Source organism: Microbulbifer maximicatervae (SeqCode) (assembly GCF_052467955.1).
This window is the reverse complement of the sequence record NZ_CP174329.1, coordinates 3,015,406-3,042,287: the sequence shown is the minus strand read 5'-3', so window position 1 is coordinate 3,042,287 and position 26,882 is coordinate 3,015,406. Positions and strand designations below refer to the sequence as shown.

The window sequence follows — 26,882 nt, the reverse complement described above, 5'->3', positions numbered from 1 at the left end:
TTAGAGGTAACCATGTTAAAAGCCCGAGCTCTCACCAGCCTTTTGGTCGCTTCCGTATTGTTGGCGGGATGTAACGAAGAAGCTTCGGCTCCACCGGGAATGGCCCCCCAAGTGACCGTAGTCACACTTCAGCCGGAATCCGTCACTCTTACCAGGGAGCTGCCGGGGCGGACTTCACCCTTTAAAGTGGCCGAGGTTCGCCCGCAGGTTAATGGCATCATAAAACGCCAATTGTTCCGTGAAGGTGGCCAAGTCAGTGCAAATCAGCCGCTTTACCAGCTAGATGACGCTCTTTATCGTGCTGACGTCGATAGTGCCAGAGCAAATTTTCAAGGCGCAAAGGCGGCTATGAACATCGCTCGCCTCAAAGCCGAGCGTACCGCGAACCTGGTGGGTAATGGTGCTGTTAGCACACAGGAAAATGATGCTGCAGAGGCCGACCTTCAGGAGGCCCGAGCCGACGTAGCCGCAGCTCAGGCAGAGCTGCAGAGGGCGGAAATCCAGTTGGAATATGCGCGTGTCACCTCTCCGATTACGGGCCGAATTGGCAAATCTACTGTTACTCAAGGCGCTCTGGTAACGGCCAATCAGGCCGGGACTTTGGCTACTGTGCAGCAGTTAGATCCGATCTACGTTGAGGTTACCCAGTCGGCAGCTGAGCTTGTTAGCCTCCGTCGAGCGCTTCAAGCCGGCACACTGGCCGACGCCACTCATCTCCCTGTGACAATCCTATTAGAAGATGGCAGCGAATTTGAACACCAGGGCAAGCTGGAATTTGCCGAAGCCAGTGTCGACCCCTCAACGGGCAGCGTGTTATTGCGAGTAGTTGTCCCAAACCCGGATACCATGCTGTTGCCGGGTATGTATGTGCGCGCAATTATCGGTAGTGGTGTCCGTGAAGATGCAATTCTGGTACCTCAGCAGGGAATTGCGCGGGACCCTAAGGGCAATACCTCAGCCATGGTTGTTAATGAGGAAAATGTGGTTGCACAGCGATCTGTGCGGGTTAGTCGTACGATTGGCAATCGCTGGCTAGTGGAAGATGGGCTCGAGGCCGGGGACCGGGTCGTAGTTGCCGGGCTGCAGAAAATTCGCCCGGGAGCCCCGGTACAGGCCAGCGAGCGCGAAAATGAGCAGCTGCCGGCGGCTGAAGGTGATCAACAGGCCGGCGAAGAGCCTGCACAGCAGGGGTCTTAAGGGTAGGGGTTATGGCAAGTTTTTTTATCAATCGGCCCATCTTTGCCTGGGTGCTGGCAATTATCACGATGCTGGCAGGTGTACTATCCATCGGCAAGTTAGCAGTAGAGCGCTACCCGGATATTGCCCCTCCATCGGTGAGTATTGAAGCAAATTATCCAGGGGCTTCAGCCAAGGTGGTTGAGGACTCGGTGACCCAAATTCTTGAGCGTAATATGAAGGGGCTGGATGGCCTCCTTTATATGTCTGCCACCAGTCAGTCTAATGGCGGCGTTTCCATTTCACTGACCTTCGAGAATGGAACTGATCCAGACACGGCCCAGGTCCAGGTACAAAACAAAGTACAACTGGCAATGCCGCTGTTACCCCAGGAAGTTCAGCTGCAAGGTGTGAATGTTAGTAAGTCTCGGGGCGGCTTCATGATGGTTGCCGGTTTTGTTTCTGAAGACGGCAGCATGAATCGCAATGACATTGCAGACTATATCAACTCGGCCATCGTTGACCCGATAAGTCGAGTACCGGGAGTCGGTAATGTTCGAGTGTTTGGCTCCAAGTACGCCATGCGGATTTGGCTTGATCCCAATAAGCTCAACACTTATGGCCTCGCGCCTAGTGATGTCGCTGACGCAGTACGAGCGCAAAATGCTCAGGTTACAGTGGGGAGCCTTGGCGCTGCGCCAGCAATCCCGGGGCAGCAGTTGAATGCAGCGATTACTTCCCAGGGACGCTTGCAATCCCCTGAGCAGTTCAGAGATATTATCGTCCGAGCCAATGGGGACGGTTCTCTGCTTCGGCTTGGAGATATTGCCCGTGTTGAGCTGGGAGCTGAGAGCTATGAGTTCATTTCCCGCTATAACCGTCAGCCCGCTTCAGGTATCGCTATTAGCTTGGCGACTGGGGCTAATGCTTTAGAAACTGCGGATGCAGTAAAGTCCAAGCTGAAGGAGCTGGAAGTTTACTTCCCGCGTGGCCTCACTTCGGTAGTTCCATTTGATACGACGCCATTTGTCGAGGTCTCGATTAAGGGGGTTATCAGTACCTTGATTGAGGCGATCGTGTTGGTATTCCTGGTGATGTACTTATTCCTCCAGAATTTCCGCGCCACTTTAATCCCAACGATTGCAGTGCCAGTAGTGTTGATGGGCACTTTTGCCGTACTGGCTGCGCTGGGCTTTTCGGTGAATATGCTCACCATGTTTGCCATGGTGCTTGCGATCGGCCTCCTCGTAGATGACGCCATCGTAGTAGTGGAGAATGTCGAGCGCGTGATGCAGGAGGAAGGGCTATCACCGAAAGAGGCTACCAAGAAGTCGATGCGGCAGATTACTGCGGCTCTGATCGGAATTGGCGTGGTGCTATCGGCAGTGTTTGTACCTATGGCATTTATGGATGGTGCTACCGGTGTGATCTATCGTCAGTTCTCCGCCACCATTGTTGCAGCTATGACGCTGTCAGTGTTGGTGGCGATTATCTTGACACCAGCGCTGTGTGCAACCTTGCTCAAACCGATTTCTAAGGGTGAGAGTCACGGAGAAAAAGGATTTTTTGGTTGGTTCAACCGAAACTTTGAAAAGGGTAGTCAGCATTACCAGACCGGGGTGCAAGGTATTCTTAAACGCAGCGGCCGATTTATGTTGTTGTTTGCAGTGCTCTCCGCCGCAATGGCCTTTCTGTTTCTGCGTCTACCGAGCTCTTTCCTGCCGGATGAGGACCAAGGCGTGCTCTTTTCTATGGTGCAGGCGCCGGTGGGCGCAACCCAGGAGCGTACTATGGGCTCCATAAAGAAAGTGGAAGACCAATTTCTGGATAACGAACAGGGCACCGTTAAGTCTGTATATTCCGTGCAAGGCTTTAGTTTTGCCGGTAGCGGACAGAATACCGGTATTGTTTTCGTCAATATGGAAGATTGGTCCCAGCGGGAAGAGGAAACGCAAAGCACCGTTTCGGTCGCTATGCGCGCGATGGGCGCCCTGATGCAAATTAAAGATGCGATGGCTTTCGCTTTTGCACCTCCGCCACTCCCTGAGTTGGGTTCTTCTGGTGGTTTCAACTTCTACCTTCAGGATAATGGCAGTTTGGGCCATGAGGCATTAACTGCAGCCAGGAACCAGTTTCTGGGAATGGCCGGACAAAGTGAACTTCTGGCGAATGTTCGCCCCAATGGCCAGGAGGATACTCCGCAATTTCGTGTGAAAATTGATAATGCGAAAGCAGCAGCGCTCGGTCTTTCTATTGATGATATCAATAGCGCTTTGAGTACGGCTTGGGGTGGCTCTTATATTGATGACTTTATCGATCGCGGACGAGTAAAGCGCGTGTATATGCAGGCTGATGCTCCTTTTAGAATGGTCCCGGAAGACTTCCAATTGTGGTCAGTGCGTAACGATCTAGGCGATATGGTACCGCTATCTTCCTTTGCAAGCTTTGGTTGGGAGTACGGCTCCCCCCGCTTGGAGCGCTATAACGGCGTTCCATCAATGCAGGTTAATGGGCAGGCTGCCCCCGGAGTCAGTTCTGGTGAGGCAATGGAAGAGGTTGAGCGCCTAGTAGCACAGCTGCCCGCTGGTATTGGCATAGAGTGGAGCGGTCTCTCATATCAAGAGCGCTCTGCTGGAGCACAAACCCCATTGCTGTATACCTTGTCCCTTTTGATCGTGTTCTTGTGTTTGGCTGCTCTCTATGAAAGCTGGACAGTACCGACAGCAGTACTATTGATGGCTCCTTTGGGAATCCTGGGTGCAGTACTGGCCAATAGCCTAAGGGGCATGGAGCGCGACATTTACTTCCAAGTGGCGATGCTGACTACAGTGGGGCTAACCAGTAAAAACGCCATCCTGATTGTGGAGTTTGCCAAACAGAATTTGGAAGACGGTATGGAGTTGGTGGATGCTACGATGCGAGCTGTACGGGACAGGTTGCGTCCGATCTTAATGACATCTCTCGCTTTTGGTTTGGGGGTGTTGCCCTTAGCCATAGCAACCGGAGCTGGCTCAGGTGCCCAAAGGGCAATCGGTACCGGTGTGTTCGGCGGCATGATTGTTGGAACTCTACTGGGAATCTTCTTTATCCCACTGTTCTTTGTTGTGGTGCAGCGGTTGTTTGGCAAGAGAGTGCATAAGCAGGAAGTGGAGCTGGCTAAACAAGACATTTCGTCAGAAAAAAATGAGAGAGCAGAAGCGGCCGAAGCGCTTTAACTATAAAGTAAATAAAGCCAGGCCAGGTTAATGGGCCTGGCTTTTTACTTTCTGGTCCACCATAAGCCACAAGATCCCTGAATAGGGTGCTACTGCGAGTCTCAAGATACAAAGTGAACCTCTTTAGTTCCAGCTCCGCCAACATGTCATCGTTTTAAGGAGCCTCTGAACAACTCCGTAATGCCTCTGCGGGTCTTGAAGGCTGCAGATGTTAGGCGCAGCTTGCCGCGAATGGCTCTAGCCCTTTGCAAGGGCTGCAACGCAGCAGCTGTGGCCTTCAAGGCCCGCCCTTCGGGGCTTGCAGAGCGACTCACACTCCGCGTTGCGACTTCTTGAAAGGTCTAGACATTCCTGCGAAGCCGCGCCTTGATTGTGAACCGCTCTGCATGCCAGAGGTATCACGAAGTTATTCAGAGGCTCCTTAAATTATTCGCTGAAGTAATGAAGCACTAGCAATGATTTAAATCAAGAAGCCGAATAGTGTTTGGAGTCAAAATGCTAATCCCAGGCAAGGTGAGTAGCTATCCATACATGATTGAGCCTCACTTCCAAGCTAGATAGAGTGCAGTATAGAAGCCTGATATGGACGTTCATAGATTATTACTTCTATGGGGCCACCGATATTGCATAAATGTTATTAGCAGATAATTTAAAGTGAAGAGTCGGGATGGATTTAAAAGTTAAAGAAGGTCAAGTGTGGAAATATGATAATCGAGAGGGCGAGGAGGATTCGCGGGTTATCATATTAAAAATTGAAGAGTCTAAGGACGATTCAATGGTGGTACATGCTCAGATTTCAGGCATTAAAATTTATAACCCTAATAGTGGAGAGATCATTGAGGAAATTACTCATATGCCGTTTTCAATTGAGGCATTAGGGGCAAGCATATCTGAACTAATGGGGGAGTGTGAGATACCCGATTATGAGGATGGCTATAATTCATGGAAGCGTGAATATATTAATGGCAATGCCGGAGTGTTCACTATTTCTATAGGAGAGGCAGTGAAGTATATGGATGATGCGGTGAACAGCTAAATAATAGTCTTTTTACTACATTTCAAAAACAAATATCCTTTTATGTGATAACCGTCTCAAACTTATAGCCCCTAATTAAAGTTGCAGGGGCTCAACGCATTGAATTATATCGAGAAGGCAACTCTATTCGTTTAGTAAAAGCTCATTATTTCTGATAGTTCAGTTGGCAAAATGCAGTGCCTTGGTGGGTTGCTTATACTTATCTATCAACCATATATTGTGGAATCAAGTTGCAGCTAAACAGGATTGGGGTCTCTGTAAGAAATACTTAACCTGAATGAAGCTGACTTACCAAAGACGTCAATATGCTTTGAGTTCCTTGAGGATGGAAGTGGTACACCGGTACCCTATAAATATTCGTTTTGGAAAGACATTTCTTGATACAATCGTCTCGTATTCGTGGTGAAATGGAATTGCTTATTTCAAATGGCCTTAGATTTGGAGTGAGTGAGGTAGTAGCGGGAGAATGTCGATGTTTATTGCTGACTCTGACAAAGAGTGGGAAAAGTTTGGCAAAGAAGATGCTTATTACGGTGTTCTAACCGAAGAAAAATTTAGGAAGGAAAACTTAACAGATAGCGCAAAGCAAGATTTCTTTAAAACGGGACAAAGCCATGTTCACAATATACTGACAAAAGTGAAACGGCATGTAGATGATGGCTTTGTCGTCAAAAGGGCGCTTGATTTTGGCTGTGGAGTTGGAAGAGTAGCGATCCCTTTAGCGTATATTGCTGAAGATGTTACAGGTGTTGATATATCTGATTCGATGCTTATGGAGGCTAGAAAAAATAGTCATGAGCAAGGCTTAAAGAATATTGAATTTGTGAAAGCTGATGAGAAGCTTTCTCTTGCTCAAGGGAAATTCAACTTCATACACTCCTTTATAGTGTTTCAACATATTCCTGTTAAAAAAGGGCAAAGACTGTTTCGTCTTCTGCTTGATAAGTTAGAATCGGGTGGGGTTTGCGTTGCCCATTTTTCATACACCAAAACTTCAAAACTGAAAAGGTTGACTTCATTTTTGAGCAGTACTGTGCCTTTTTCAGGGAATATCCTTAACCTTCTTAAAGGCGATCCTTTTATGGCTCCAAGAATGCAGATGAATAACTATGATTTAAATAGGTTACTTTCTCTGATTCAAAGGGAGGCTATGTCAAATTGCTATCTGGATTTCACGGATCATGGTGGTGCGCTTGGGGTTTCACTCTATTTCAAAAAGGTGTAAATGCAAGCATTGCTACTGGTGCCTTAGAGAGAAGAACAGACCATTTCAGAGGTAAAGGGTTGAAAGATCTGGATTATTAAAAATCTTAGTTCTACGAGCAAGTACTGTCATGTAGTCGAGAATATAGAAATAAAACTAACAGTGGTGGGAGATAATTGTGGCCGACATGAATCCTTTAGACTTATGTTATCCCCTTATCGAACAAGTTAAAGGCATATATTGGCTTCCATTTCGTAGGGCATCATCATTTCAATATTTTTTGGGAGACTGGAGCCTTTCATTTTTCGGGCAGAGACGGCAAAAAGTCTTTGACAACAGCAAGTATGCGCCAGTTGCTACCCTTATCGATGAGAGCCATAGTTATTCCAGGCGCGATAAAATGAAGTCTCAGTGGGGGAGGGAGTTTTCTTATATCTCGTTTTGCCTATACCCGCTCTCAACGATCTGTAGTGTGAAAGTGGGGTTGGCTGATTTTATGATTGTTGGAGCTGCTTCCTTTGATTTTCGGGTAATTCAGGTAGGGGAGTCAACTCAATCTAGGCTTTTTAATGTTTCTGACCATAATCAACTAAAGCAGTTTATTTTCAAAATGCATAATGAAAGCTGTGATAAATTGCTGGAAAAGGGTTATCACGATTCCTTTACTGCATGGGGTTTGGATGAGATACAAGAGCACAAGATTAAGGGGAGAAGCTGGTATGAAGTTGTTGATGGAAGCCGAAATCTAAATTGGCGCTTTAATTTATATACCCAGTTGTCAGACAGGCACCTCTTACAAATTACCTATGAACCGAGCCACTTCTGGCCACCGTACCATACCCCAAGTAAAAAAGCTTTACGAATCAGCAAATCCCCTTTGTGGGATTTTATGGATAACCTGAAACTGTCCAAAGTGAAGAAGGACTTCCCTGTGATAAAGTCTATACCTTAGAGGTAGAGGTTGGATGCCTATTGATGCTTTCTCGATAGATAGGTTCTGCTGAATAAAAAGTTATAATAAAAAATCTATTTGAGATAGTGATAGTGACTCTACTTGTGTAAGCAGGGTTAAGCGAATTTAGAACTTGCTGGAACTGAATATGTTTGATGTAAATTCTCTGGACTTAAGATTCCCGATCATTGAGCAGATAGATGACATATATTGCTGTCCATTTAGTTCCTCAGAGAAATATCAGTATGATTTAGGTGGCTGGCATTTATCATTTTATGGAGAATCGAGAGCGCAACCTGGTGAGAACTCTAGATATACCTCACGTTATACTCCTATTCACAGTGAAGAAAGTTATTCAAAGTTCAATGATACGGAGCCTCAATGGGATGATGAGAGTCCTTATATTTGGTTTAGGCTTCATCCTATTGCGGCGATTGCTAGTTTAGGACCTGAATGGAATGAAGCTTGGACGATAGGAACTATTGCCCTGGATATCCGAGTAATCCAGATACGAAAACCGGCCAAGCCTGGAACGATCGATATTTCTGATCGTAGCCAGTTGAAATCGTATATTATCAAGCAGCATAGTGACAAGCAAGACCTGCTACTGAGTATGGGGCATCTAGGTTGCTTTAGTGCGGGTAACATGGATGAAATCCAAGAGCACGAAATCAATGGGCGGAATTGGTATGAAATTATTGATGGGAATCGAAACTTAAATTGCTGTTTTAACCTGTACACCCCCCTGTCAGATAAGCATCTTCTTCATGTTGCATATATAGTTAACCAATTCTGGCCACCGTACCATATGCCTAGTAAAAAAGCTTTGCAAGTAAGTAAACTTCCCTTGTGGAGTTTTATGCAATGTTTGGAACTCTCTAGTGCCGATGAAAGTTTACAAGTAGAAGCCAGCACTCTACAGAACGATACCGCCAGGATTGAAGAAGAGTGGCCAAGAGGGGTGGATAGTGCGGACTTACTAGATTTAGATCTCCCAATTATATTGCAAGTTGATGATATCCATTGGCTGCCATTTGATAGAGCGCCGGTGCACCACTACGACCTAGGTGATTGGCATCTCTCATTTTCTGGAAAAAGGAATCTACAAGATCAAGCGGGCACTGGTGGTGCCCCTTATACTACGCCTATACAAGATGATGAAAGTTACCCGAGGTTTAATGGTGATGAGGCTCGGTGGGAGGATGAAAGTTCATACGTATGGTTTAATTTTCATCAGATTATGGCTCAATGCAGCGTCAAGTTTGGGGAGGATTGCGCTTTAACTATTGGGACCGTTTTCTTTGATGTACGAGTGATTCAGTTATGTGATCCAGCTATGCTTCGAATCCACTATCTTCCTGATGGGGACCAATTCAAGCAGTTTATTCTTGGTATGCTCATTCCCCACTCGAAAGGTGATAATACTCAAGGGTTCAAGATTAATGAGAGGACTTGGTACAAAGTTGGATATGACGATTATGGAAAAATTGATCTTTATACCTGCTTGTCAACCAAACATTTCCTTCACGTCGCCTACAACGATGATCAGTTCGGTTTAGATGGGTGGTATCACTCTCATACCAGGAAATCTGGGAAGCTCGCCAAATCCCCCCTTTGGAGCTTTATGGAAAATTTGAAGCTTTCTAAAATTGAGGAAGGGAGCCAGGTTATAACCGGCACGGTGGAGCAAAAAGCCGGTCACGCCGAGGAGAATGCCCTAGAAGAGATATCTAGCTATACCGAAATGAAGGAGAGAATTGGCACTATAAAAAAAGAAAGAGATCTGCCTTTCGTTGATGAGTCAAGCTGGTGAAAGTTGATACTGACTTGCTATGTTCAGCTTTAACAACGTAGCGGGCTATTTTTTCTGATTGAGGCAGAGGGGGGGGAATCTGCCCCCCAAGTCACGTTTCACACTAGCTCAGCAATACGCTCTCTTGCCGTAGCCAACGCCTTCTCTTTTGCTTCATCTCCCATTGCCAAGCCTTCAGCATAGACAAACTCCACATCAGTAATACCAATAAACCCCAAGAACTGTCGAAGGTAATTACTCTGGGGATGATCATCACCATAAACACCACCCCGTGAAATGAAGATGATGGCCTTTTTGTTCCTTAATAAGCCCTCAGGGCCGTTTTCGGTATATCGGAACGTTACCCCGGCACGTGCAATAAAGTCGAAGTAGGTGTGCAAATTAGACGGGACGTTGAAGTTATACATCGGAATACCTAGCACCAGCAGATCTGCCGATGATATCTCCTCTATCAGCTTGTCCGAAAGTTCTGCAATTTCACTTTGCTTGTTTGAACGGCTATCAGCTGGCGTATTGTGGGCTTGAAAGTGCTCCAGGCTCAGATGAGGTACAGGCTCGGATACCAAGTCACGATGGATGATTTCATCTTCCGGGTTCTTAACCTTCCAGCGCGCTATGAAATTGTCCGCAAGTTGAGATGACTGGCCGTTCTCTTGAAAGAGGCTGGACTTGATGTTGAGTACCTTTGCCATGACTGCTTCCTCGTAACTAACTTTGTATGACGCTATTGAAACATTCATTAAATTGATTAAAAATTAGAATTATCTGCTTATTTATATCGAAAAATTCGATCATGAAACAACAGTTAACGCAATTATCAAACCCAAAGATCACTCTTGAGCAGTGGCGTTGCTTGATAGCGGTAGTTGAAGGGGGAGGGTATGCAAAGGCCGCCGAGCTACTGCACAAGAGTCAGTCGTCGGTAAGCTATTCGGTGCAGAAGTTGGAATCACTACTGGCTGTAGCGGTTTTCACCATTAGTGGACGCAAGGCGATTCTGACTCCCGCAGGTGAGATGCTCTACCGTCACGCAAAGCAATTACTGGAGGATGCTTCTGCATTGGAGCAGGCCGCCAGCCGGGCCTCGGCTGGATGGGAGTCCCAGATTGCGATTTCCGTGGAGGTGCTATTCCCAATTTGGTTGTTGTTGGATTGCCTAGCGCTTTTTGGCGAAGAGAGCCCTCAAACTCGTATTGAAGTGCATGAGATGGTGATTAGTGGAACTTTAGAAGCCTTGAATGAGGGGAGGGTTGATTTTGCAATCAGCCCCAGAATTCCCCTGGGCTACAACGGTGAATTACTACCATCTCCTGCACGTCTAATCCCGGTGGCCCATCCCAAGCACCCCCTGCATGAGCTGGGCCGCCCGCTAACTATGAATGATCTCCGCAATCATCGTCACCTGGTGGTTCGGGATACGAACCCCCAGAGTGGTAGTAAAACGCTCACGGTTGAAGTGGCTAAGCGGTGGACTCTAAGTAGCATGTCTTCTTTGATTGGCGCCGCTTGCAAAGGCTACGGTTTTTCATGGCTACCAGAAGACAAAATTCTGAATGAGCTCGCTGAAGGAAGCTTAAAGCCCTTGCCCCTTCAGGGGGGAAGCAAAAGGGAGGTTCCTATGTACCTGATCTTTCCTAACAGGGACGATATTGGTCCCGGCGCACGGAGATTGGCGGCTATTATTAGGGACCGTTTGCAGGATCTGACACCCCCGGAGGCTTCTTAGCTAGGCCATGAACTGGTTAGTAGGGACAATTTGAACCTGATTCGCTTACTCATTATTTAACAAGCCAATTTCGTGAGCGGTCTCGACGATTGGCTGGTACATTGAGTTGTCTGCTTTGATAAACCCTTTGCGGGGAAATGCGGCAAGTAGTTTAGGGTCCCGCATATTCAAAATCGCTTGCTGGACCTTGTCTAAGAAGCCATTGCCCCAGGTTTCATCGACATCCCCACGAATTGTCCAGTTGTAATCTGGATATCCTGGGGTTTTCCAGATCACTTGCACTTTGCTTTCATCCACTTTGCCGGTTTTCTTTTCATTTTCCCACACCTTGTGATTTAGGGCGCCAACCTGATACTTCCCAGATTGCACAAGATCCAGGGTATTGGAGTGGTCACCTCCAAAGCCCACACGGCTGAACACCTCGGCAGGGGGCTTGCCCAGTGCTTTTCGAATAAAATACTCCGGCATTAGCCGTCCAGAAGTGGAGTGCTCTGAACCAAAAGCAAAGCTCATGCCCTCAATACCACGGGGGAACTCTTTTGAAGGAGTGAGCCCAGTACTTCTATTCGCAATAAAATAGGAGGTGAAATTTTGATCTCCTTCTCCCTGGGCAATGGCCTTGGCGCCAGGCTCCGCAATACGGGCCTGTACCCCAGTAAATCCGCCGAACCACGCCAATTGAACTTTGTTATTTTTAAAGGCCTCAACCGTATCGCTATAGGATTTGACCGGTAAGTATTTAACTTCAACCCCAAGCGCGTCGGACAAATACTGTGCAACTTTGCCAAAGCGTTTTTGTAAGAGCTCCGGGTCCTGGTCTGGAATGGCAGTGAAAACAAAAGGTTTTGGGTTTTCTTGAGATGATACGAAGGGTACGCCGCACAGTATAATGAGGGTTAGAATAGACACGGTTAAACGCTTTAACATTCTTTTGGTCCTCTGCGGATCTGTAGTTCAAAATTTGTAGGATAAAACTAAAAGTTTAACTATAGGCGTTATATATAGATCAGAAAACCTGACTAAATTATATTTTCTTTCTTTGGGTTAACAAAAGCGAGATGGCCTTCTAAATTTTGTACGCTATATCTGATTTGTTAATATAGTTGGCAGGTATTTACTTGTTAAATACTCTTCAGATCTTGATTGTTACAGGGAGTCCTTCTTTGTTGAATAGCTTTTGTACGAAATATACTTATTCTTTGAGCTGCAAATAGTAGATATACGCATTCATTAAGCTGGCCTAGCTCATGTGGGGGTATCAGTTAGAAAGTGCTTTCAATGCTCATTCTTAGTGTATTTAGGAGTGCGCCATAAACTTGCGACTTCCTGAGAGATAAGTCCCGCCTCAGCATGAATTGCTCCATAAGCCAGGGGAGTCACGAATTTGTTTAGCGGTTCCTCAGACGCTAGGGAGCCCCATTGGTGTAAAATAGGCAGTTTAAGCCAGTAATTGCGGAGCCGACACAGGAAATGAGTGAATATGACGATCAGTTTAATCTACGTAAGCGGCACCCATTTGGTAGACTCCATCTGTTAATTAATGAGCTACAAAGCTATCTTGCCACGCAATCCCTAAGAAGCTCACTGGATATCAGCTATGGAGATAATTCCGGTGAGAAATTAGATATATTTCCTGCTAGATCTCCCAATGCACCGGTATTTGTATTCATCCACGGAGGGTACTTCCGGGCGCTAGATAAAAAGCAATACCGGTATATTGCCAAGCCCTTTGTAGAGGCCGGGTGTACAGTTGCTTTGGTCAACTATGATTTGGCGCCCGCCGTCAGTGTTAAAGAAATTATTGAGCAAAATATAAAGGCATTCTTATGGATATATAAAAATATTGATCGCTGGAATGGCAATCCCAATAATATTGTGATCTGCGGTCACTCTGTTGGGGCATTCCTTGTGGCTAAAATTTTAGAATTTGAGTGGACACCTGAAGTCCGTAGCTCAATTAGCGGCGCTATTATGTTAAGCGGGCTCTATGACTTAACAAAGATGAGGCAATCTTATCTCAATGAATCTCTACGTTTATCAGAAGATGACGTTACTAATTTGAGTCCCATTTTTGGCGATATTAGATGTTTCACCAAAGCGATTGTTGCAGTAGGTGATGATGAGACTGCGGAATTTATTGATCAGTCAAAAAGATACTGTGGGAAGCTACAGCAAACGAAAAGCTCGTGCGAATATTTACTTTTGAAAAATAAAAACCACTATACTATATCGCGTATGTTAAGCAGTAGAAATAATGATCTAATGAATAAGATATTGGATATCTGCGGTGTGAATTGAGAGAGGATATGACTTAGCGCTCAATTTATCTAGTTTTGAACATATGTTGGGGTTAGTTCTAATCAGGGAGCCTCTTAAGGCCCTCAGGGATAATGTTGAATTATGCCGAGACTCCCTGACTATCAATTAGCTTTATTTTCTCCAGTAAGAGATTGTAGGTAGGAGCAGCAATAGCCAGCGAGGATGCCTAGAGCGGTCACTATTGTCAGCCCAATCACTCCAGAAAGAGCATTTCCTGAATGGGCTGCAAAGAAAGTGATTAACCCTAAAAACCAGGCAATGATATTACCTACAAGTGGCAGTCCTCTTAGCGATACCACCACAAATGCAACAGAGAAAACTGTAACTGCAAAGGCAATGCTGCCTACCACTGGCTGCAAAAGGGTATTGACTATAGCTGCTGTCATTCCCATCAATATTCCCAGAGCAATACAAATCCCGCTGGAGATTGCACTTGAGGCAGAATTTGGCTGGGTAAAGAAAGCAACCCATCCAACAAACATGGCCCAGGGAGGAAGTTCTAGCATATAGCAAGTAAATGCTGCTGCACTAGCAACGGTTGCAGCGATAAGGGTGTCCCTGATGTATTTACCCCATAGTACCGGTGATTGAGCGGTCATTGGCTTTTAGTCCTAAATCATCCCACCTCGTATAACGCTTAGCTGGGGAATTTTAATTAGAAGGGCGATTGGTTGTGAGGTTAGACAAGTCCACCATTAGCTCGTATGGCCTGTCCATTGATCCAGCCACCTTGCTCACTGACTAAAAAGGCAACGGTATTTGCAATATCTTCGGGCCGGCCCAACCGTTCAAGTGGTGACATTTTGGCAAGAGTACTCACCATTTCATCGGTCTTTCCCGACAGGAATAGCTCGGTAGCGGTGGGCCCTGGGGCGACGGCATTCACGGTGATATCTCTCCCGCGCATTTCCTTGGCGACTACCTGGGTCAGAGCTTCAACAGCTGCCTTGGTCGCCGCATATACGCTGTAATTCGGCATACACAAGTCGACGACACTCGAGGATAAGTTGACAATCCGGCCGCCTTCTTGAAGCCTTGCGGTGGCTTCACGCATGACATTGAAGGTGCCCTTAAGATTTACAGCTACCTGACGATCGAAATCATCTTCTTCACATTCTGCCAGAGGGGCTAGTTTCATAATGCCCGCATTATTAATGACAGTATTGATTCCGCCAAAGGTGACTTCTGCAGAGTTGAATAGGCGTGAAACCGCCTGTTGATCACTGATATCGGCTTGGGCAGTAACCGCCTTGCCACCCTCGGTTTCAATGCGGTTTACCAACTTTTCGGCAGCTGAAATATTACTTTTAAAGTTCACCAGAATGGTAAAGCCATCCTTTGCCAGGCGAGAGGCGATCGCCGCGCCTATGCCACGGGAAGCTCCTGTTACCAGTGCCACTTTCTCCATAATGATCTCCGTAGTGATTACTGGAGCTGCCCTTGCTGCTCCCTGATTTGGCTGTATTTCCATACTATTCGTGTTATTCATGTAGATAATCCGGCTAAAATGGAATCTATTGTTCCAAATAAACAAACAATAGGGCGATATGGATAAGCTGGATGCGATGCGCTTGTACGTGCGGATTGTGGAGCGGGGCAGTTTTACAGCCGCTTCTACTGATCTTGGGATTCCGAGGTCGACATCGACTCAGGTGATCAACCGGCTAGAGAAACGGCTGGGAGTCAGGTTGTTGCAGCGATCGACTCGCAAGGTCAGGGCAACACTGGATGGAGAACTGTATTATCAGCGCTGTATTTCAATACTTGCGGACGTAGAGGAAGCAGAAGGGGCATTTACAGGTTTATTGCCAGGCGGTGAGGTGCGGGTAGACGTACAAGGGACTATTGCCCGTCATTTTGTTATGCCACAACTCCCCCAATTTTTTGCCCAGTATCCTGACATTTCTTTGGTAATGAGTGAGGGGGATCGATGGGTGGACTTAGTCCAAGAAGGGGTCGACTGTGCTATTCGCTATGGACACTTGGCGGATAGTGAGCTGATTGCCAGGCGTTTAACCATGCTGGAACGGCTTACATGCGCATCGCCGCAATACCTGGAACACTACGGCCACCCAAGCTCTTTGGAACAACTGAATGGTCACCGTGTTGTAGCGCTTCGCTCTATAACGACTGGCAAGTCTACGCCGCTCTCTTTTTGTCTTGGCGATAGGATAGAGACGTTGCAAGTTCCGGCGCAATTGACGGTAACTGGGACAGAGAGTTACTTGGATGGCGTTAAGCGGGGGCTCGGCTTGGCTCAGTTTCCAAAGTTTCATGTAGAAAAAGAGTTGGATGCAGGAAATTTAGTTGAAATATTGCCCAATTTTCGCCCGCCCAGCGAGCCGGTATCGGTTGTGTTCACCCAGAATCGCTTTTTATCTCCCAGGGTTAGAGCATTTATTGAGTGGTTAAGTAAAATATTTTCAGTTTCCATTTAAAGGATTGTGATTAAGCTTTCATTTGAATTTAATTTTCCAAAAAGTTATCTGCTCTTCAGATAGTAACTTGTCAAAAATTTGCGAAGTTAAATTATTAGTAGGCGTAAGAATATTTTTTTAGTTAAGAATCATATAGAGTAGCCGCGCACTGTGGATTTCAATAAATATTTCTATTCAGTCTTTTAAAGGCTGCATTAATAGATTTATTTTTATCTTTAGTGCGGATCTTTCTAAATTGATTTTCCGAGAAGCAGATACAGGGAGTATGTCTGTGAAAAGCTTTAAAATTTTTGCGCCTTTCGTGTTGCTATTTTCTACATTTGGCGCTCATTCAGAAGAAAATGTGCATGTTGTTTTTGAATCTCCCATGAGTGAAAGTAGATCAAATCTAATATCAAATAGAACTAAAAAAAGTTTAAATAACAAGATTTTTAGCTTGAAGCCCGGTAGTACCCTTGAGGTTCCCAGTGAGCTCGGCAAGCAACGGTTTACCTTGCAAAATATTCGCTCAACAAAAAATAGGGCTTCACTATCTGCATTTTCTGAGGATGGAAAAGGGTTTATCACCTTAGCCGAGAACAACGGTAGAATTGTTGGCTCAATACAATCTGAAGGTAGGCTCTACAAAGTGAGACCTGCCGGAAACGGTGCGGTTACAATCGCTGAGGTTCCAGACAATTCACTTGTCGACCATGATAGTAACTACTTTGAAGAAATGGATTTTACTTCCAAGGTTGGTGCGCTAAACACAACCTCAGGAATTGCGACTACTGACTCTGGTGGAAAAATAACCGTTATAGTTGCTTATACCGATGCCTTTGAGGCAGACGCCGGTGATGTACCCGCCTACATGGACTTATTGGAAGAGGAAACCAATGTTTCATTTGCCAATAGTGAAGTCAATACCTCGGTAGAAATTGTTCACGCTTATAGAACGAGCTATGCAGAGAGCGGCAGCTTCTATGTTGATCGCGAGTACTTTTCGAATGACGCATACCCAGAAACTAAAGAACTATACGAACTTAGAGACTTGTATAGTGCAGATGTAATGATTGTTTTAACCGGCAATGATTTGTACAGCGGATCATGTGGACTGGCTAAGACGATCTACGCAACGGAATCAACAGCCTTTGCTTTCGCAAGGGAAGGGTGTGCAACGGGGTACTTCAGCTTTGCCCATGAAATTGGCCACCTGCTGGGAGCCCGACATATTATCTACAGTGATTCGAATATGGAGCCGTTTGAATATGGCCACGGCTACTGCAATACCACCCCTTCAACTTGGAGGAGTGTGATGGCCTACAATTGCCCATCGGATCGAGGCGGCCCCAGAATTCAGCAGTGGTCCAACCCGGATATCACAATAGATGGAGACCCTACAGGCACCTCCAACCTAGAGGATAATGCGCGGGTTATCCGTGAGCGCGCCTGGGAGGTTGCCAACTTCCGGGTCGATGGGGAAAGTTAACGGCAAATTCATACAATAGCCGCTAGCAATGCAGAACTGCTAGCGGTTTTAATGAACGAAGTTGCTTCCAGTTACAATGTTAGGCCTTAGCCTTCTATTTAAAATTTAAGCCTGCAGAAGCCTTCGTCACTCTGCCATCAACTTGAATAGACTCGTACAAAAATTCATCAGTTACTCCGCCTTCCCACTTAAATATTTCATTTCATCTGAAATTTCTTCAATTTTTTAGATATGATCGCTCTTACTGTATTCACTATAGGTTTGGTTAACTGTGTTGCCACTTCGCTCGCGTGATAGAGAAGTGGAAAATGAAGATTGCCGATACCTTGCATGATATCTGTTTCAACCGTAATGCCGTTAGTTGATATACAAAGAAACCGTACAAAAAATCGACATCGAAGCCCTGGATACGCATTGCAGCCTATTCCAGTGTGATATTAGCGATATGTTGGAGCTCGCAGATGAGCCGTAGTAAACGCCAGGTCATGATCAGTTGGATAGGCGCCAACGATTTGAAGAATACCTCTAACGGTGCAGTAGATGGGCGGCCCCTCGGGCCTATAGCCTCCACCCTAAAGTCTCATTCATTTGATGCGGTTGAACTGCTGTACAGCTATCCGGAAGCTGAGGTTAATCCCTATTTGCACTGGCTTTCCCAGCAGGTCGAAATACCGACTAAGGCCTATCCTGAGTCGCTAGTCTCACCGGTGGATTTCTCGGCGATCTATGAGGCGGCCGATAAACACCTGGCCAGGCTTGTAGACGAAGGCTGCGAGCTCTCTATATTGCTGAGCCCCGGCACTCCGGCTATGCAATCTATCTGGATACTGTTGGGTAAAACGCGCTATTCCAGTCGTTTCTATCGAGCCTCGATCGAGGAGGGCGTTGAAGAGGTAACCCTGCCTTTTGAATTATCGGCGGAGTATATTCCCGCAGCTAAAGAATTGAGCAGCTCAAAAATCAGCCAGCTAGCAGAAGCCGTCGCGCCGGTAGATGCCGCTTTTGACAGCATCATTACCCGCAACCCGGACATGCAGAGGCTGAAAGCACAGGCCCAGGTTTTGGCCCAGCGCAATGTCCCGGTATTGATCTACGGTGAGACCGGCACTGGCAAGGAGCTGTTTGCCCGTGCCATCCACAATGCCAGTGATAGGGCAAGTCGGCCCTTTATTCCCTTAAACTGCGGTGCGATTCCCTCGGAACTGGTGGACTCGGTTTTGTTTGGCCATACCAAGGGCGCCTTTACCGGTGCAGCCTCCGATAAGGCTGGGGTGTTCGAGCAGGCCCATGGTGGCACCTTGTTTTTAGATGAGTTCGGTGAGCTGGAGCCCAGCGTACAGGTACGGCTATTGCGAGTACTCCAGGAGGGTACTTTTGTTCCTGTTGGTGGCACTAGGGAAAAGCGGGTGGATGTCCGTCTGATTAGCGCAACCCATCGCAACCTGATGGAGGCCGTTGCCAATGCCTCTTTCCGGGAAGACCTGTTCTACCGCATTGCCGTTGGCGTACTGCACTTGCCACCATTGCGCGAGCGAGAAGGGGATCTTTCACTGCTAGCCGGCGTAATCTTGGAAGCCCTGTGTGAGCAAGATGTGGGTTTACGGGGTAAAAAACTATCTCCCGGTGCGATGAACCTTATCATCAAGCACCCATGGCGGGGCAATGTACGGGAGTTGCAGTCCAGCTTGCTGCGAGCAGCGCTGTGGTGTCAGGGGGATACGATTAGTGCACAGGATGTACGTCAGGCACTGTTTCAGATGCCCGAGAAAAACTCGGGACTGCTGGATAAAGATGTATCGAAAGGCATTGATTTACAGGGCTTATGTGATGATGTAATGCGGCATTATATTCCCCTCGCATTCGACGTAGCCCAAGGCAAGAAAACCAAGGCAGCGGAGTTGTTGGGTTTCAATAGCTACCAAACCCTTGAGAATAAAGTGAAGAAATTGAGCATTAGCTAGCTGCTGCCAGCTTAGAGTTGGAGCATAGGTGTAGGCGTATTAACTACTGGGAAACTTGGCTAGAGGCTGGGGTAAGAAAGTAGAGCAAGAGTAAATAAGTTTACTTTGAGGTAAAAAACGTTATCTTTTGGTGTTTGTGGGATTGCCCCATCATTTTTCAGGTCTCCATTGGGGACTGTAGGGTGCGGTCTAAGCTGCTGGGTGATGGCGTACAGTATTTAACCTGAGGTGGGGCGCAGATAGGGTTTTATTTCAACTTGTTGATATTAAAGAGTTTATTTCGAGATTTCACATTCACTATAGCGAGTGTTCGCAGGACGAAAGTGGTGGTGTAAAGAAGGAAGCGGCGCAACTATTGAGGCTGAAGAGACCTCAGGTATTGATCACCTGGATGGAAAATTCAGTGTAAATCAATGGTCGCTAAGTTGTTGGCACGACACCTGCACTAGCAGGGATATGGAAATAAAAGAATTTATGCAGTCACAGAATTTTGAGCATTTAAGACCTTACTGGCCAGATCTTGCCAGTTTAGCGGGCCACGCCGAGCAATACATTTATAGCGACCCGCAAAGCGCACTGATTAAGCTTCGTTGTTTTGCCGAGAAGCTGGTAGGTATTGTCTACCGGGAATGGCGCCTGCCCAGTTTGCCCAATGAGAAGTTTATTGATCGCCTGGAAAACCACGCCTTTGCCTCGGTAGTCGACCAGGCCATCATCGATAAATTGCATGCGATTCGCAAAGAGGGCAATAAGGCAGCGCACGAGGGCAAGTTTGGCAAAGGTAGTGGCCCCTGGTTGCTCAAGGAAACACATATTCTGAGTTGCTGGTTACTGCTGTCTCTTAAAAAGGGGAGCAAAGGTGACTTAACGCCTTTCAAAGAGCCTGCCAAAACCGTTTCGCCTGAAGCCTTAAGCAAGGCCGCCGTGAAAGAGTTGAAGGCCAGTAAACAACGTGAAGCTGAACATAAAGCTCGTCTTGAGCAGGCCATCACCGAACTTGAAGCCGCACAGCAGGCCGAAATTAAAGCGCAGCGCGAAGCGGCCAAGCTTAAAGCCCAACTCGATAAAGCAGCAATCAGTGCGTACAAACAAGCCAGTGATGATGCTAAAAATCAGCTGGAACTCAACGAAGCGCAAACTCGCCGCCGCCTGATTGATACGGAATTGCACAGCCGGGGTTGGGATATCGACCTTGTTAAAGGCAAGAACACTGATGAAGTGAGCTTTGAGGAAGAGGTTGACGGCCAGCCCACCGCTACCGGCACCGGCTACTGTGACTATGTACTCTGGGACGATAACGGAAAACCGCTCGCAGTTATCGAAGCCAAGCGCACACGAGAGAGAGCTGAAAAGGGTCGCCAGCAAGCCAAGCTCTACGCCGACTCCCTAGAGAAAAAGTACAGCCAGCGCCCAGTCATCTTTTATACCAACGGCTACGACATCTTTATCTGGGATGATGCGCAAGATGTTTCCCCCCGCAAGCTCTACGGTTTCTATTCCAAGAGCAGTCTGCAATACCTTGTGGGCCAGCGCAGCACCCGGCAAGACCTCAACGCCACACCGGTGGCAACGGATATCGCTGGCCGGATGTATCAGCTCGAATCCATTTCAAGAGTGTGCGAGCGATTTAGCCAAGGTCACCGCAAAGCCCTGATTGTGCAGGCTACGGGGACCGGCAAAACCCGCGTTGCTATCGCACTCACCAAGCGTATGATTGATGCCCGCTGGGCCAAGCGTGTACTGTTTCTCTGCGACCGCAAAGAACTGCGCAAGCAGGCCGGCAAGGCTTACAACGAGTTTACCAACGAACCGCTCTATATTGTCGGCAAGAGCAAAAAAGAGCACCGTAAAAAATCGCAGATTTACGTGGCCACTTACCCCGGCATGATGAAAATCATGGAGGAGTTTGATCCCGGCTACTTCGACCTGATTATCGCCGACGAGTCACATCGCTCTATCTACAACGTATTCGGCGATCTGTTTAAGTACTTTGATGCGTTTCAACTGGGCCTCACCGCCACACCGGTTGAAATGATCAGCCGTTCCACCAGTCAGTTGTTTGGTTGTGATTACAAAATGCCAACCGCCAACTACCCGCTGGAACAGGCGATTGAAGACAAGCACCTGGTCCCCTTTAAAGTCGTCACCCATACCACCCAATTTTTGCGCGAGGGGATTCAGGGCGACAAGCTCAGTGACGAGCAAATTGCCGAGCTGGAAGATCAAGGTTTTGATCCCAATGAGCTGGATTTTAAAGCGGCTGCAATCGATAAAGCCGTTTTTAACAAAGATACCAACCGCGCCATCCTGTGCAACCTAATGGAGAACGGTCAGCGCCTGGCCGACAACCAAACACTGGGCAAGTCCATGGTGTTTGCCCGCAATATTCAGCATGCGGAATTACTCAACACGCTCTTTGCCGAGATGTATCCAGAGTACGGGGGTAACTTCTGTCGAGTGATCCACTCCAAGTACGAGCGAGCTGAAGAGCTGATCGATGATTTCAAGGCTACCGATGGTAAAGACTCCGAAATTACTGTGGCCATCTCCGTAGATATGCTCGATACCGGTATCGATGTGCCCGAGGTGCTCAACCTTGTTTTCGCCAAGCCGGTAAAATCTAAAGTGAAATTCTGGCAGATGGTGGGGCGGGGCACCCGCCTGTGCCCGAATCTCTTTGGCCCCGCCACCGATGGCAGCGATGACAAAAAGAAATTCCTGATCTTTGACCACTGGGGCAATTTCGAATACTTCGAAATGGAGCCAGAGGAGGAAGAGCCCCGCCAAAGTAAATCGCTCAGTCAAAAACTCTTCGAAGCTCGGCTGGCATATGCAGAGGAGGCCCTCAAGCGCGGCGAGATGCATAGCTTTGGCAAAATGGTCCTATTGATCAAGCAGGACATCGATGCGCTGGATGACAACACCATAGCGATCAAAGATAACTGGAAGCTCAAGCAACAGCTAAGTCAGATCGAAGTATTGCAGCAGTTTGCCCCAGCCACTAAAGCGCTGCTGTATGAAAAAATGGCCCCACTGATGCAATGGCGTAATATCCAGGGCGAGAGCGAGGCCTTAAGGTGGGATCTCGATATCGCTGCGGCCCAGCATGCCCAGCTCTGCCAGCCCAAATTATTGGAGCCCGTCAGAGAGCAGGTGCTCAGCAAAGTGCGCAGCCTATCCATGCACTTAAACCAGGTGCGCAGCAAAGCCTCGGATGTCAACGCGCTGCAACAAGATGAATACTGGGCGGCTCCGGACTTCGATAAGCTGGAACATAGCCGCCAGCAGCTCCGCACAGTTATCCATCTGCGGGACAAGGGCGCGGTGCCACCAACGGCGCCGATCCCTATCTACGATATCAAAGAGGACAGCGCGGGTTACCAGGTGGAGGAGCGCAAAACCAATATTCGCACTGTCGACTACGAAATCTACCGGCAAGAAGTGGAAAAAACACTGACGCCGCTTTTCGACAAAGACCCGGTGCTGCAAAAAATCCGTGCCGGAGAGCCGGTCACAGCCGCAGAGTTGGATACCCTCAATGCATTGGTGCACACACAAAACCCCAGCGTCGACCTTGGGCTATTGGCTGAGTTTTACCCGGAGTCCAGTACCGGCGTCGATCAGCTGCTGCGCACTATTATCGGCCTGGACGTGGGGGCGATTGAGAGGCAATTTACCGCGTTTGTGCAAGCGCATCACATCAATCTCAGCGCCCTCCAGCAACGCTTTTTAGGGCTGCTTAAAAGCGAGATTTGCCGCAAAGGGCAGATGACTGTTGCAGATCTCTACGAGCAACCGTTCAAAGGCCTGCACCAGGACGGAATCGACGGGCTGTTCGAGGAACACCAAGCGGAGCTGATTGCCAATTTTGTGGCAGGCTTCACTGTCGATACAGAAACACAGAAATCACAGCTCAACGTGCCAAGCCAAACTGCAGAGAAAGCTTCAGAGCAAGCGCAGCCCGTTGAGTAATTTAGAGTTGTACTAAAAAAGCGGAAGGAAAGGTCACGCTGCCCTGGGGACCGTATGCGGCATGGACGCCGATGACGAGCGCACAGGCATGTATTCACAGCGTGTCTCGAGAGCAGTGTGATCTGTCCTTCCGAACCAGTAGTAAGAGAAGTAACATGATTACAGGCGCACTAAAAAGCAATATCGACAAACTCTGGGAAGAGTTTTGGACCGGCGGGATCACCAACCCCCTCACCGTGATCGAGCAGATCACCTTCCTGATGTACGCACGCCTGCTGGATATGAACGAGACCACCGACGAGAAAAGGTCCCGGCGTACCGGCAAGACTTTTAAGCGCCGCTTTAACAGAAAGCAACAACACCTGCGCTGGCAAAAGCTGATGCATATCGAGTCCGCCGACAAATTGTTGGAGACCGTGCGTGATGAGCTGTTCCCTTACTTTAAGGAGAGCAGTGCCGAAAGCAACGAGGGCACGCTGTTTGCGGAGTTTATGAAAGACGCCCAGCTGATGATCCAGAAGCCCTCGCTGCTGGTGCGCGCGCGGGATATGGTCAATGACCTGCCGCTGGAGAAAGGGGATACCAAGGGTGATCTCTACGAGTACCTGCTCAGCAAGCTGACCACCGCCGGTATTAATGGCCAGTTCCGCACCCCGCGCCATATTATTCGCGCCATTATCGAATTGATGGACCCCGACGCAACCGACCGCATCTGCGACCCAGCCTGCGGCACGGCGGGTTTTTTAAGCACCACTTACGAATTTATCCTGCAAAAGTACAGCTCGCCAGAGGGCACCATTACCGAGAGGGTCACCAATGAAAAAGGTGAGCAAGAAGCGCAGACCCTCTATACCGGTGATCTTTTGTCCAAGCACCGCCGGCATGTGGACCGGGATATGTTCCACGGCTTCGACTTCGATGCCACCATGTTGCGTATCGCCGCCATGAACCTGGTGATGCACGGCGTGGCCCAACCGGATATCCACTACCAGGACACCCTGAGCCAGGGCTTTATCGACAGTTTCCCTAAAGAGGCCAAAGAGGGCTTCGATCTGGTACTGGCAAACCCGCCGTTTAAGGGCAGCCTGGATGAGGAGGATGTCGATCCGGAAATCCTGCGCACGGTGAAAACCAAAAAGACCGAGCTGCTGTTTGTCGCCCTGATCCTGCGCATGCTTAAAGTCGGTGGCCGCGCCGCCGTGATCGTACCCGACGGCGTACTGTTCGGCTCCTCCAAGGCTCACCAGCAGTTGCGCAAAACCCTGATCGAAGACAACCAGCTGGAGGGCATTATCAGCCTGCCCAGCGGGGTGTTTAAGCCCTATGCCGGTGTCAGCACAGCGGTCATGATCTTCACCAAAGGGGGCGAGACCGACAAAGTCTGGTTCTACGATCTGCAAGCGGACGGCTTTTCACTGGACGATAAACGCACCCCGCTTACCGGCAAAGGCAGCAATGATCTGCCGGACTTGATTAGCCAGTGGCATAAGTACAGCGCCAAGGCCATGGCCGGCAAATCCGTCAAGAAATGGACCGATAAAACCGCCAAGGCATTTCTGGTGGATAAGGCCGAGATTGCCAGCAATAAGTACGACCTCTCTATTAATCGCTACAAGGAAGTGGTGTATGAGGAGGAAACATACGATCCGCCCAAGAAAATTTTAAAGCGCTTAAAGGCGTTGGAAGTGGAGATTCAGAAGGAGCTGAAAGAGCTGGAGGCGATGTTGTGATTAAGCTGGGTTGTGATGAATCGCTACCTAGTGGATGGCGATGGGTGGAAGCGCAAGATGTTATAGATGTCCGCGATGGAACTCATGACTCTCCAGCGCCAGTAGATGACGGGGTTCCACTTGTTACATCAAAAAATTTAGTTAATGGGGCGATTGACTTTTCAACATGTACATATATCAGCCAGGAAGACCATGAGGCAATATCTAGAAGATCCGCTGTAGATAATGGTGATATTTTATATGCAATGATTGGAACAATAGGAAACCCTGTAATTGTTGATAAAATACACGAATTTTCTATAAAAAACGTAGCGTTATTTAAGTTTAAAGATGATTCGGTTTTTAATCGATATATTTTCCACTTTCTCAATAGCGCTTTAGCAAAGCAGCAATTTAGAAGTAAGTCGAGAGGAGGAACACAGAAATTTGTTTCGTTGGGAAATATGCGAGAACTAGAAATCCCCCTCCCACCCCTAAAAGAACAAAAACGCATCGCCGCCATTCTGGATAAAGCTGACAACCTGCGCCGCAAACGCCAGCAAGCCATCCAGCTCGCCGACGAATTCCTCCGCTCCGTTTTCCTGGATATGTTTGGTGATCCGGGGGCCAACCCTTATGATTATGATGAGGTAACATTGGAAAACCTGTCATCTAGAAAGATGAATAATGGGGTTTTTAGAAAAAATGATCAATATGGTGGTGAAATACCTGTTGCATGGGTGAGTGAACTATTTAGAGGAAATCATATTTCATTTCGAAGTGATGGAAACTTCATAAATCCTACCGAAAAGGAATTGAATTCGTATGGAATGAAATATGGCGACATATTATTTTGCAGGTCATCCCTAAAGCTTGAAGGAATTGGATTTAATAATGTGTATCTTGGAGAGGATGATAAGGCGCTTTTTGAGTGCCATTTAATTCGCATGCCTCCAGATTTATCAAAAGTTAATCCTATATTTCTAAATTATCAGCTTCGAATGCCTAATGTAAGAAAGCGTGTTTTTCAACAGTCAAAAACTGTGACTATGACAACGATAGATCAAGATGGCTTATCGAAAGTAAAAGTTATACTGCCCCCCAAAGCCCTTCAGGATAAGTTTGGGAAGATATGTAGGAAATTGGATGTTCACACTATTAAAAGCAGTGAGCTAAACGCAGTTAGTGGTGATCTATTTTCTTCACTAAGCCAAAAAGCTTTCTCAGGAAAGCTATAAAAAACATGAAAGTAATAACGCTATTCTCGGCCAGCTTCCGCTCCTTTGGCGTAACTCAGAGCATTGGTTTAGCGCCGGTTACATTTTTGGAAACAGTGCAATCAACACACCATTAGTATCTGGAGGCGGTTGTAGCGGTCTAACACGCTGCTAGCTAACTACACTAAGATAGTAAATCAAGTGATGTTTTGGCCCTCGGTGGGAAGTGCCCTATCATTTTTTGGTACGGGCCTTCCTTGCAAGCCATACCCAAGAGGCGACATTCTCCCGCATTCCCAGCCGCAGAACCATCCCTCCATAGCGGCATTGTCTTAGCCGCTGCCTGAATACCTAGCTTCCTCGCTGCCAAGCTTATCCGGTCGGAAGCGGATACTTTGTTGCTCGCCCCAACTTCACGCATTCAGTTGCACATCTTAAACCCTCCGCCAATGATTCTCTGTTAGTTGGGCAGCCCCGCAATAGTTCAGCCATTCAAATTCCGCAAAGGTAGTCTCCAGTGCGCTTCTTAGTAACGAATATAAAAAAACTTATCTATGTATAAATTAAGTTATTTTATTTTGCCGTCGATCTTTTTGGATTTACATCTAACTTGCTGATTTATATACAAAAACCAACTTGGCATAGAAGTTGACCGTTATCTCATAACTTAATCAAA

Annotated in this window: 19 protein-coding genes; 15 read left to right on the top strand and 4 right to left on the bottom strand. The window is 47.4% G+C overall.

Annotated elements, in window-relative coordinates:
• Positions 1-12: 12 nt before the first annotated feature.
• From ACJJI5_RS13055 to ACJJI5_RS13030, 6 genes are all read left to right on the top strand, one after another.
• Positions 13-1,197: an efflux RND transporter periplasmic adaptor subunit gene (locus ACJJI5_RS13055; protein ID WP_445354286.1), complete on the top strand. Its 1,185-nt coding sequence runs from the start codon at positions 13-15 to the stop codon at positions 1,195-1,197.
• 11 nt (positions 1,198-1,208) lie between these two features.
• Entirely contained in the window at positions 1,209-4,391 is a 3,183-nt protein-coding gene (locus tag ACJJI5_RS13050) for an efflux RND transporter permease subunit (protein ID WP_445354285.1), read from the top strand.
• Positions 4,392-5,058: 667 nt separating this feature from the next.
• Positions 5,059-5,427 (top strand): hypothetical protein, encoded by a 369-nt coding sequence (locus ACJJI5_RS13045; RefSeq protein ID WP_445354284.1) that lies wholly within the window; start codon positions 5,059-5,061, stop codon positions 5,425-5,427.
• Positions 5,428-5,899: 472 nt separating this feature from the next.
• Positions 5,900-6,652 (top strand): class I SAM-dependent methyltransferase, encoded by a 753-nt coding sequence (locus ACJJI5_RS13040; RefSeq protein WP_445354283.1) that lies wholly within the window; start codon positions 5,900-5,902, stop codon positions 6,650-6,652.
• Between the two features lie 157 nt (positions 6,653-6,809).
• Positions 6,810-7,583, top strand: coding sequence for a hypothetical protein (locus ACJJI5_RS13035; RefSeq protein ID WP_413665745.1), 774 nt, complete (start codon positions 6,810-6,812; stop codon positions 7,581-7,583).
• Between the two features lie 148 nt (positions 7,584-7,731).
• On the top strand, positions 7,732-9,396 hold the full coding sequence (locus ACJJI5_RS13030) for a hypothetical protein (RefSeq protein ID WP_445354282.1): 1,665 nt from the start codon (positions 7,732-7,734) through the stop codon (positions 9,394-9,396).
• Between the two features lie 98 nt (positions 9,397-9,494).
• Here ACJJI5_RS13030 and ACJJI5_RS13025 read toward each other — a convergent pair whose 3' ends face one another.
• Positions 9,495-10,088, bottom strand: a complete 594-nt coding sequence (locus ACJJI5_RS13025) for an FMN-dependent NADH-azoreductase (RefSeq protein ID WP_445354281.1) — start codon at positions 10,086-10,088, stop codon at positions 9,495-9,497.
• Positions 10,089-10,189: 101 nt separating this feature from the next.
• Between ACJJI5_RS13025 and ACJJI5_RS13020 the strand changes: the two genes are divergently transcribed.
• Entirely contained in the window at positions 10,190-11,122 is a 933-nt protein-coding gene (locus ACJJI5_RS13020) for a LysR family transcriptional regulator (protein WP_445354280.1), read from the top strand.
• A 45-nt stretch (positions 11,123-11,167) separates the two neighbouring features.
• Here the strand turns inward: ACJJI5_RS13020 and ACJJI5_RS13015 are convergent, their stop codons facing one another.
• Complete coding sequence (locus ACJJI5_RS13015) at positions 11,168-12,049, bottom strand: putative selenate ABC transporter substrate-binding protein (RefSeq protein ID WP_445354279.1); 882 nt, start codon at positions 12,047-12,049, stop codon at positions 11,168-11,170.
• A 543-nt stretch (positions 12,050-12,592) separates the two neighbouring features.
• Here ACJJI5_RS13015 and ACJJI5_RS13010 point away from each other — a divergent pair.
• Positions 12,593-13,420, top strand: a complete 828-nt coding sequence (locus ACJJI5_RS13010; protein ID WP_445354278.1) for an alpha/beta hydrolase — start codon at positions 12,593-12,595, stop codon at positions 13,418-13,420.
• A gap of 122 nt (positions 13,421-13,542) precedes the next feature.
• Here the strand turns inward: ACJJI5_RS13010 and ACJJI5_RS13005 are convergent, their stop codons facing one another.
• Together ACJJI5_RS13005 and ACJJI5_RS13000 are read right to left on the bottom strand one after the other, a co-directional pair.
• Positions 13,543-14,040, bottom strand: a complete 498-nt coding sequence (locus ACJJI5_RS13005) for a DUF1097 domain-containing protein (protein ID WP_445354277.1) — start codon at positions 14,038-14,040, stop codon at positions 13,543-13,545.
• Between the two features lie 80 nt (positions 14,041-14,120).
• The gene (locus ACJJI5_RS13000) at positions 14,121-14,930 is read right to left on the bottom strand and encodes an SDR family oxidoreductase (RefSeq protein ID WP_445354276.1); all 810 of its coding nucleotides are present in this window, start codon (positions 14,928-14,930) and stop codon (positions 14,121-14,123) included.
• A 58-nt stretch (positions 14,931-14,988) separates the two neighbouring features.
• Here ACJJI5_RS13000 and ACJJI5_RS12995 point away from each other — a divergent pair, with 58 nt between their 5' ends.
• The 7 genes from ACJJI5_RS12995 (at position 14,989) to ACJJI5_RS12965 (ending at position 26,227) form a co-directional block, all read left to right on the top strand.
• A complete protein-coding gene (locus tag ACJJI5_RS12995) occupies positions 14,989-15,879 on the top strand; it encodes a LysR family transcriptional regulator (protein ID WP_444908347.1) in 891 nt (296 codons plus the stop codon).
• Positions 15,880-16,150: 271 nt separating this feature from the next.
• Positions 16,151-17,347: a M12 family metallo-peptidase gene (locus ACJJI5_RS12990; RefSeq protein WP_445354275.1), complete on the top strand. Its 1,197-nt coding sequence runs from the start codon at positions 16,151-16,153 to the stop codon at positions 17,345-17,347.
• A gap of 361 nt (positions 17,348-17,708) precedes the next feature.
• Positions 17,709-17,819, top strand: a complete 111-nt coding sequence (locus tag ACJJI5_RS12985) for a helix-turn-helix domain-containing protein (protein WP_445354274.1) — start codon at positions 17,709-17,711, stop codon at positions 17,817-17,819.
• Positions 17,809-19,308, top strand: coding sequence for a sigma-54 interaction domain-containing protein (locus ACJJI5_RS12980; protein ID WP_445354273.1), 1,500 nt, complete (start codon positions 17,809-17,811; stop codon positions 19,306-19,308). Before ACJJI5_RS12985 ends, ACJJI5_RS12980 begins: the two co-directional genes overlap by 11 nt.
• A 456-nt stretch (positions 19,309-19,764) precedes the next feature.
• On the top strand, positions 19,765-23,280 hold the full coding sequence (locus ACJJI5_RS12975) for a DEAD/DEAH box helicase family protein (protein WP_445354272.1): 3,516 nt from the start codon (positions 19,765-19,767) through the stop codon (positions 23,278-23,280).
• A gap of 71 nt (positions 23,281-23,351) precedes the next feature.
• Entirely contained in the window at positions 23,352-25,010 is a 1,659-nt protein-coding gene (locus ACJJI5_RS12970; RefSeq protein ID WP_445354271.1) for a type I restriction-modification system subunit M, read from the top strand.
• Positions 25,007-26,227, top strand: a complete 1,221-nt coding sequence (locus tag ACJJI5_RS12965; protein ID WP_445354270.1) for a restriction endonuclease subunit S — start codon at positions 25,007-25,009, stop codon at positions 26,225-26,227. Before ACJJI5_RS12970 ends, ACJJI5_RS12965 begins: the two co-directional genes overlap by 4 nt.
• Positions 26,228-26,882: the final 655 nt, after the last annotated feature.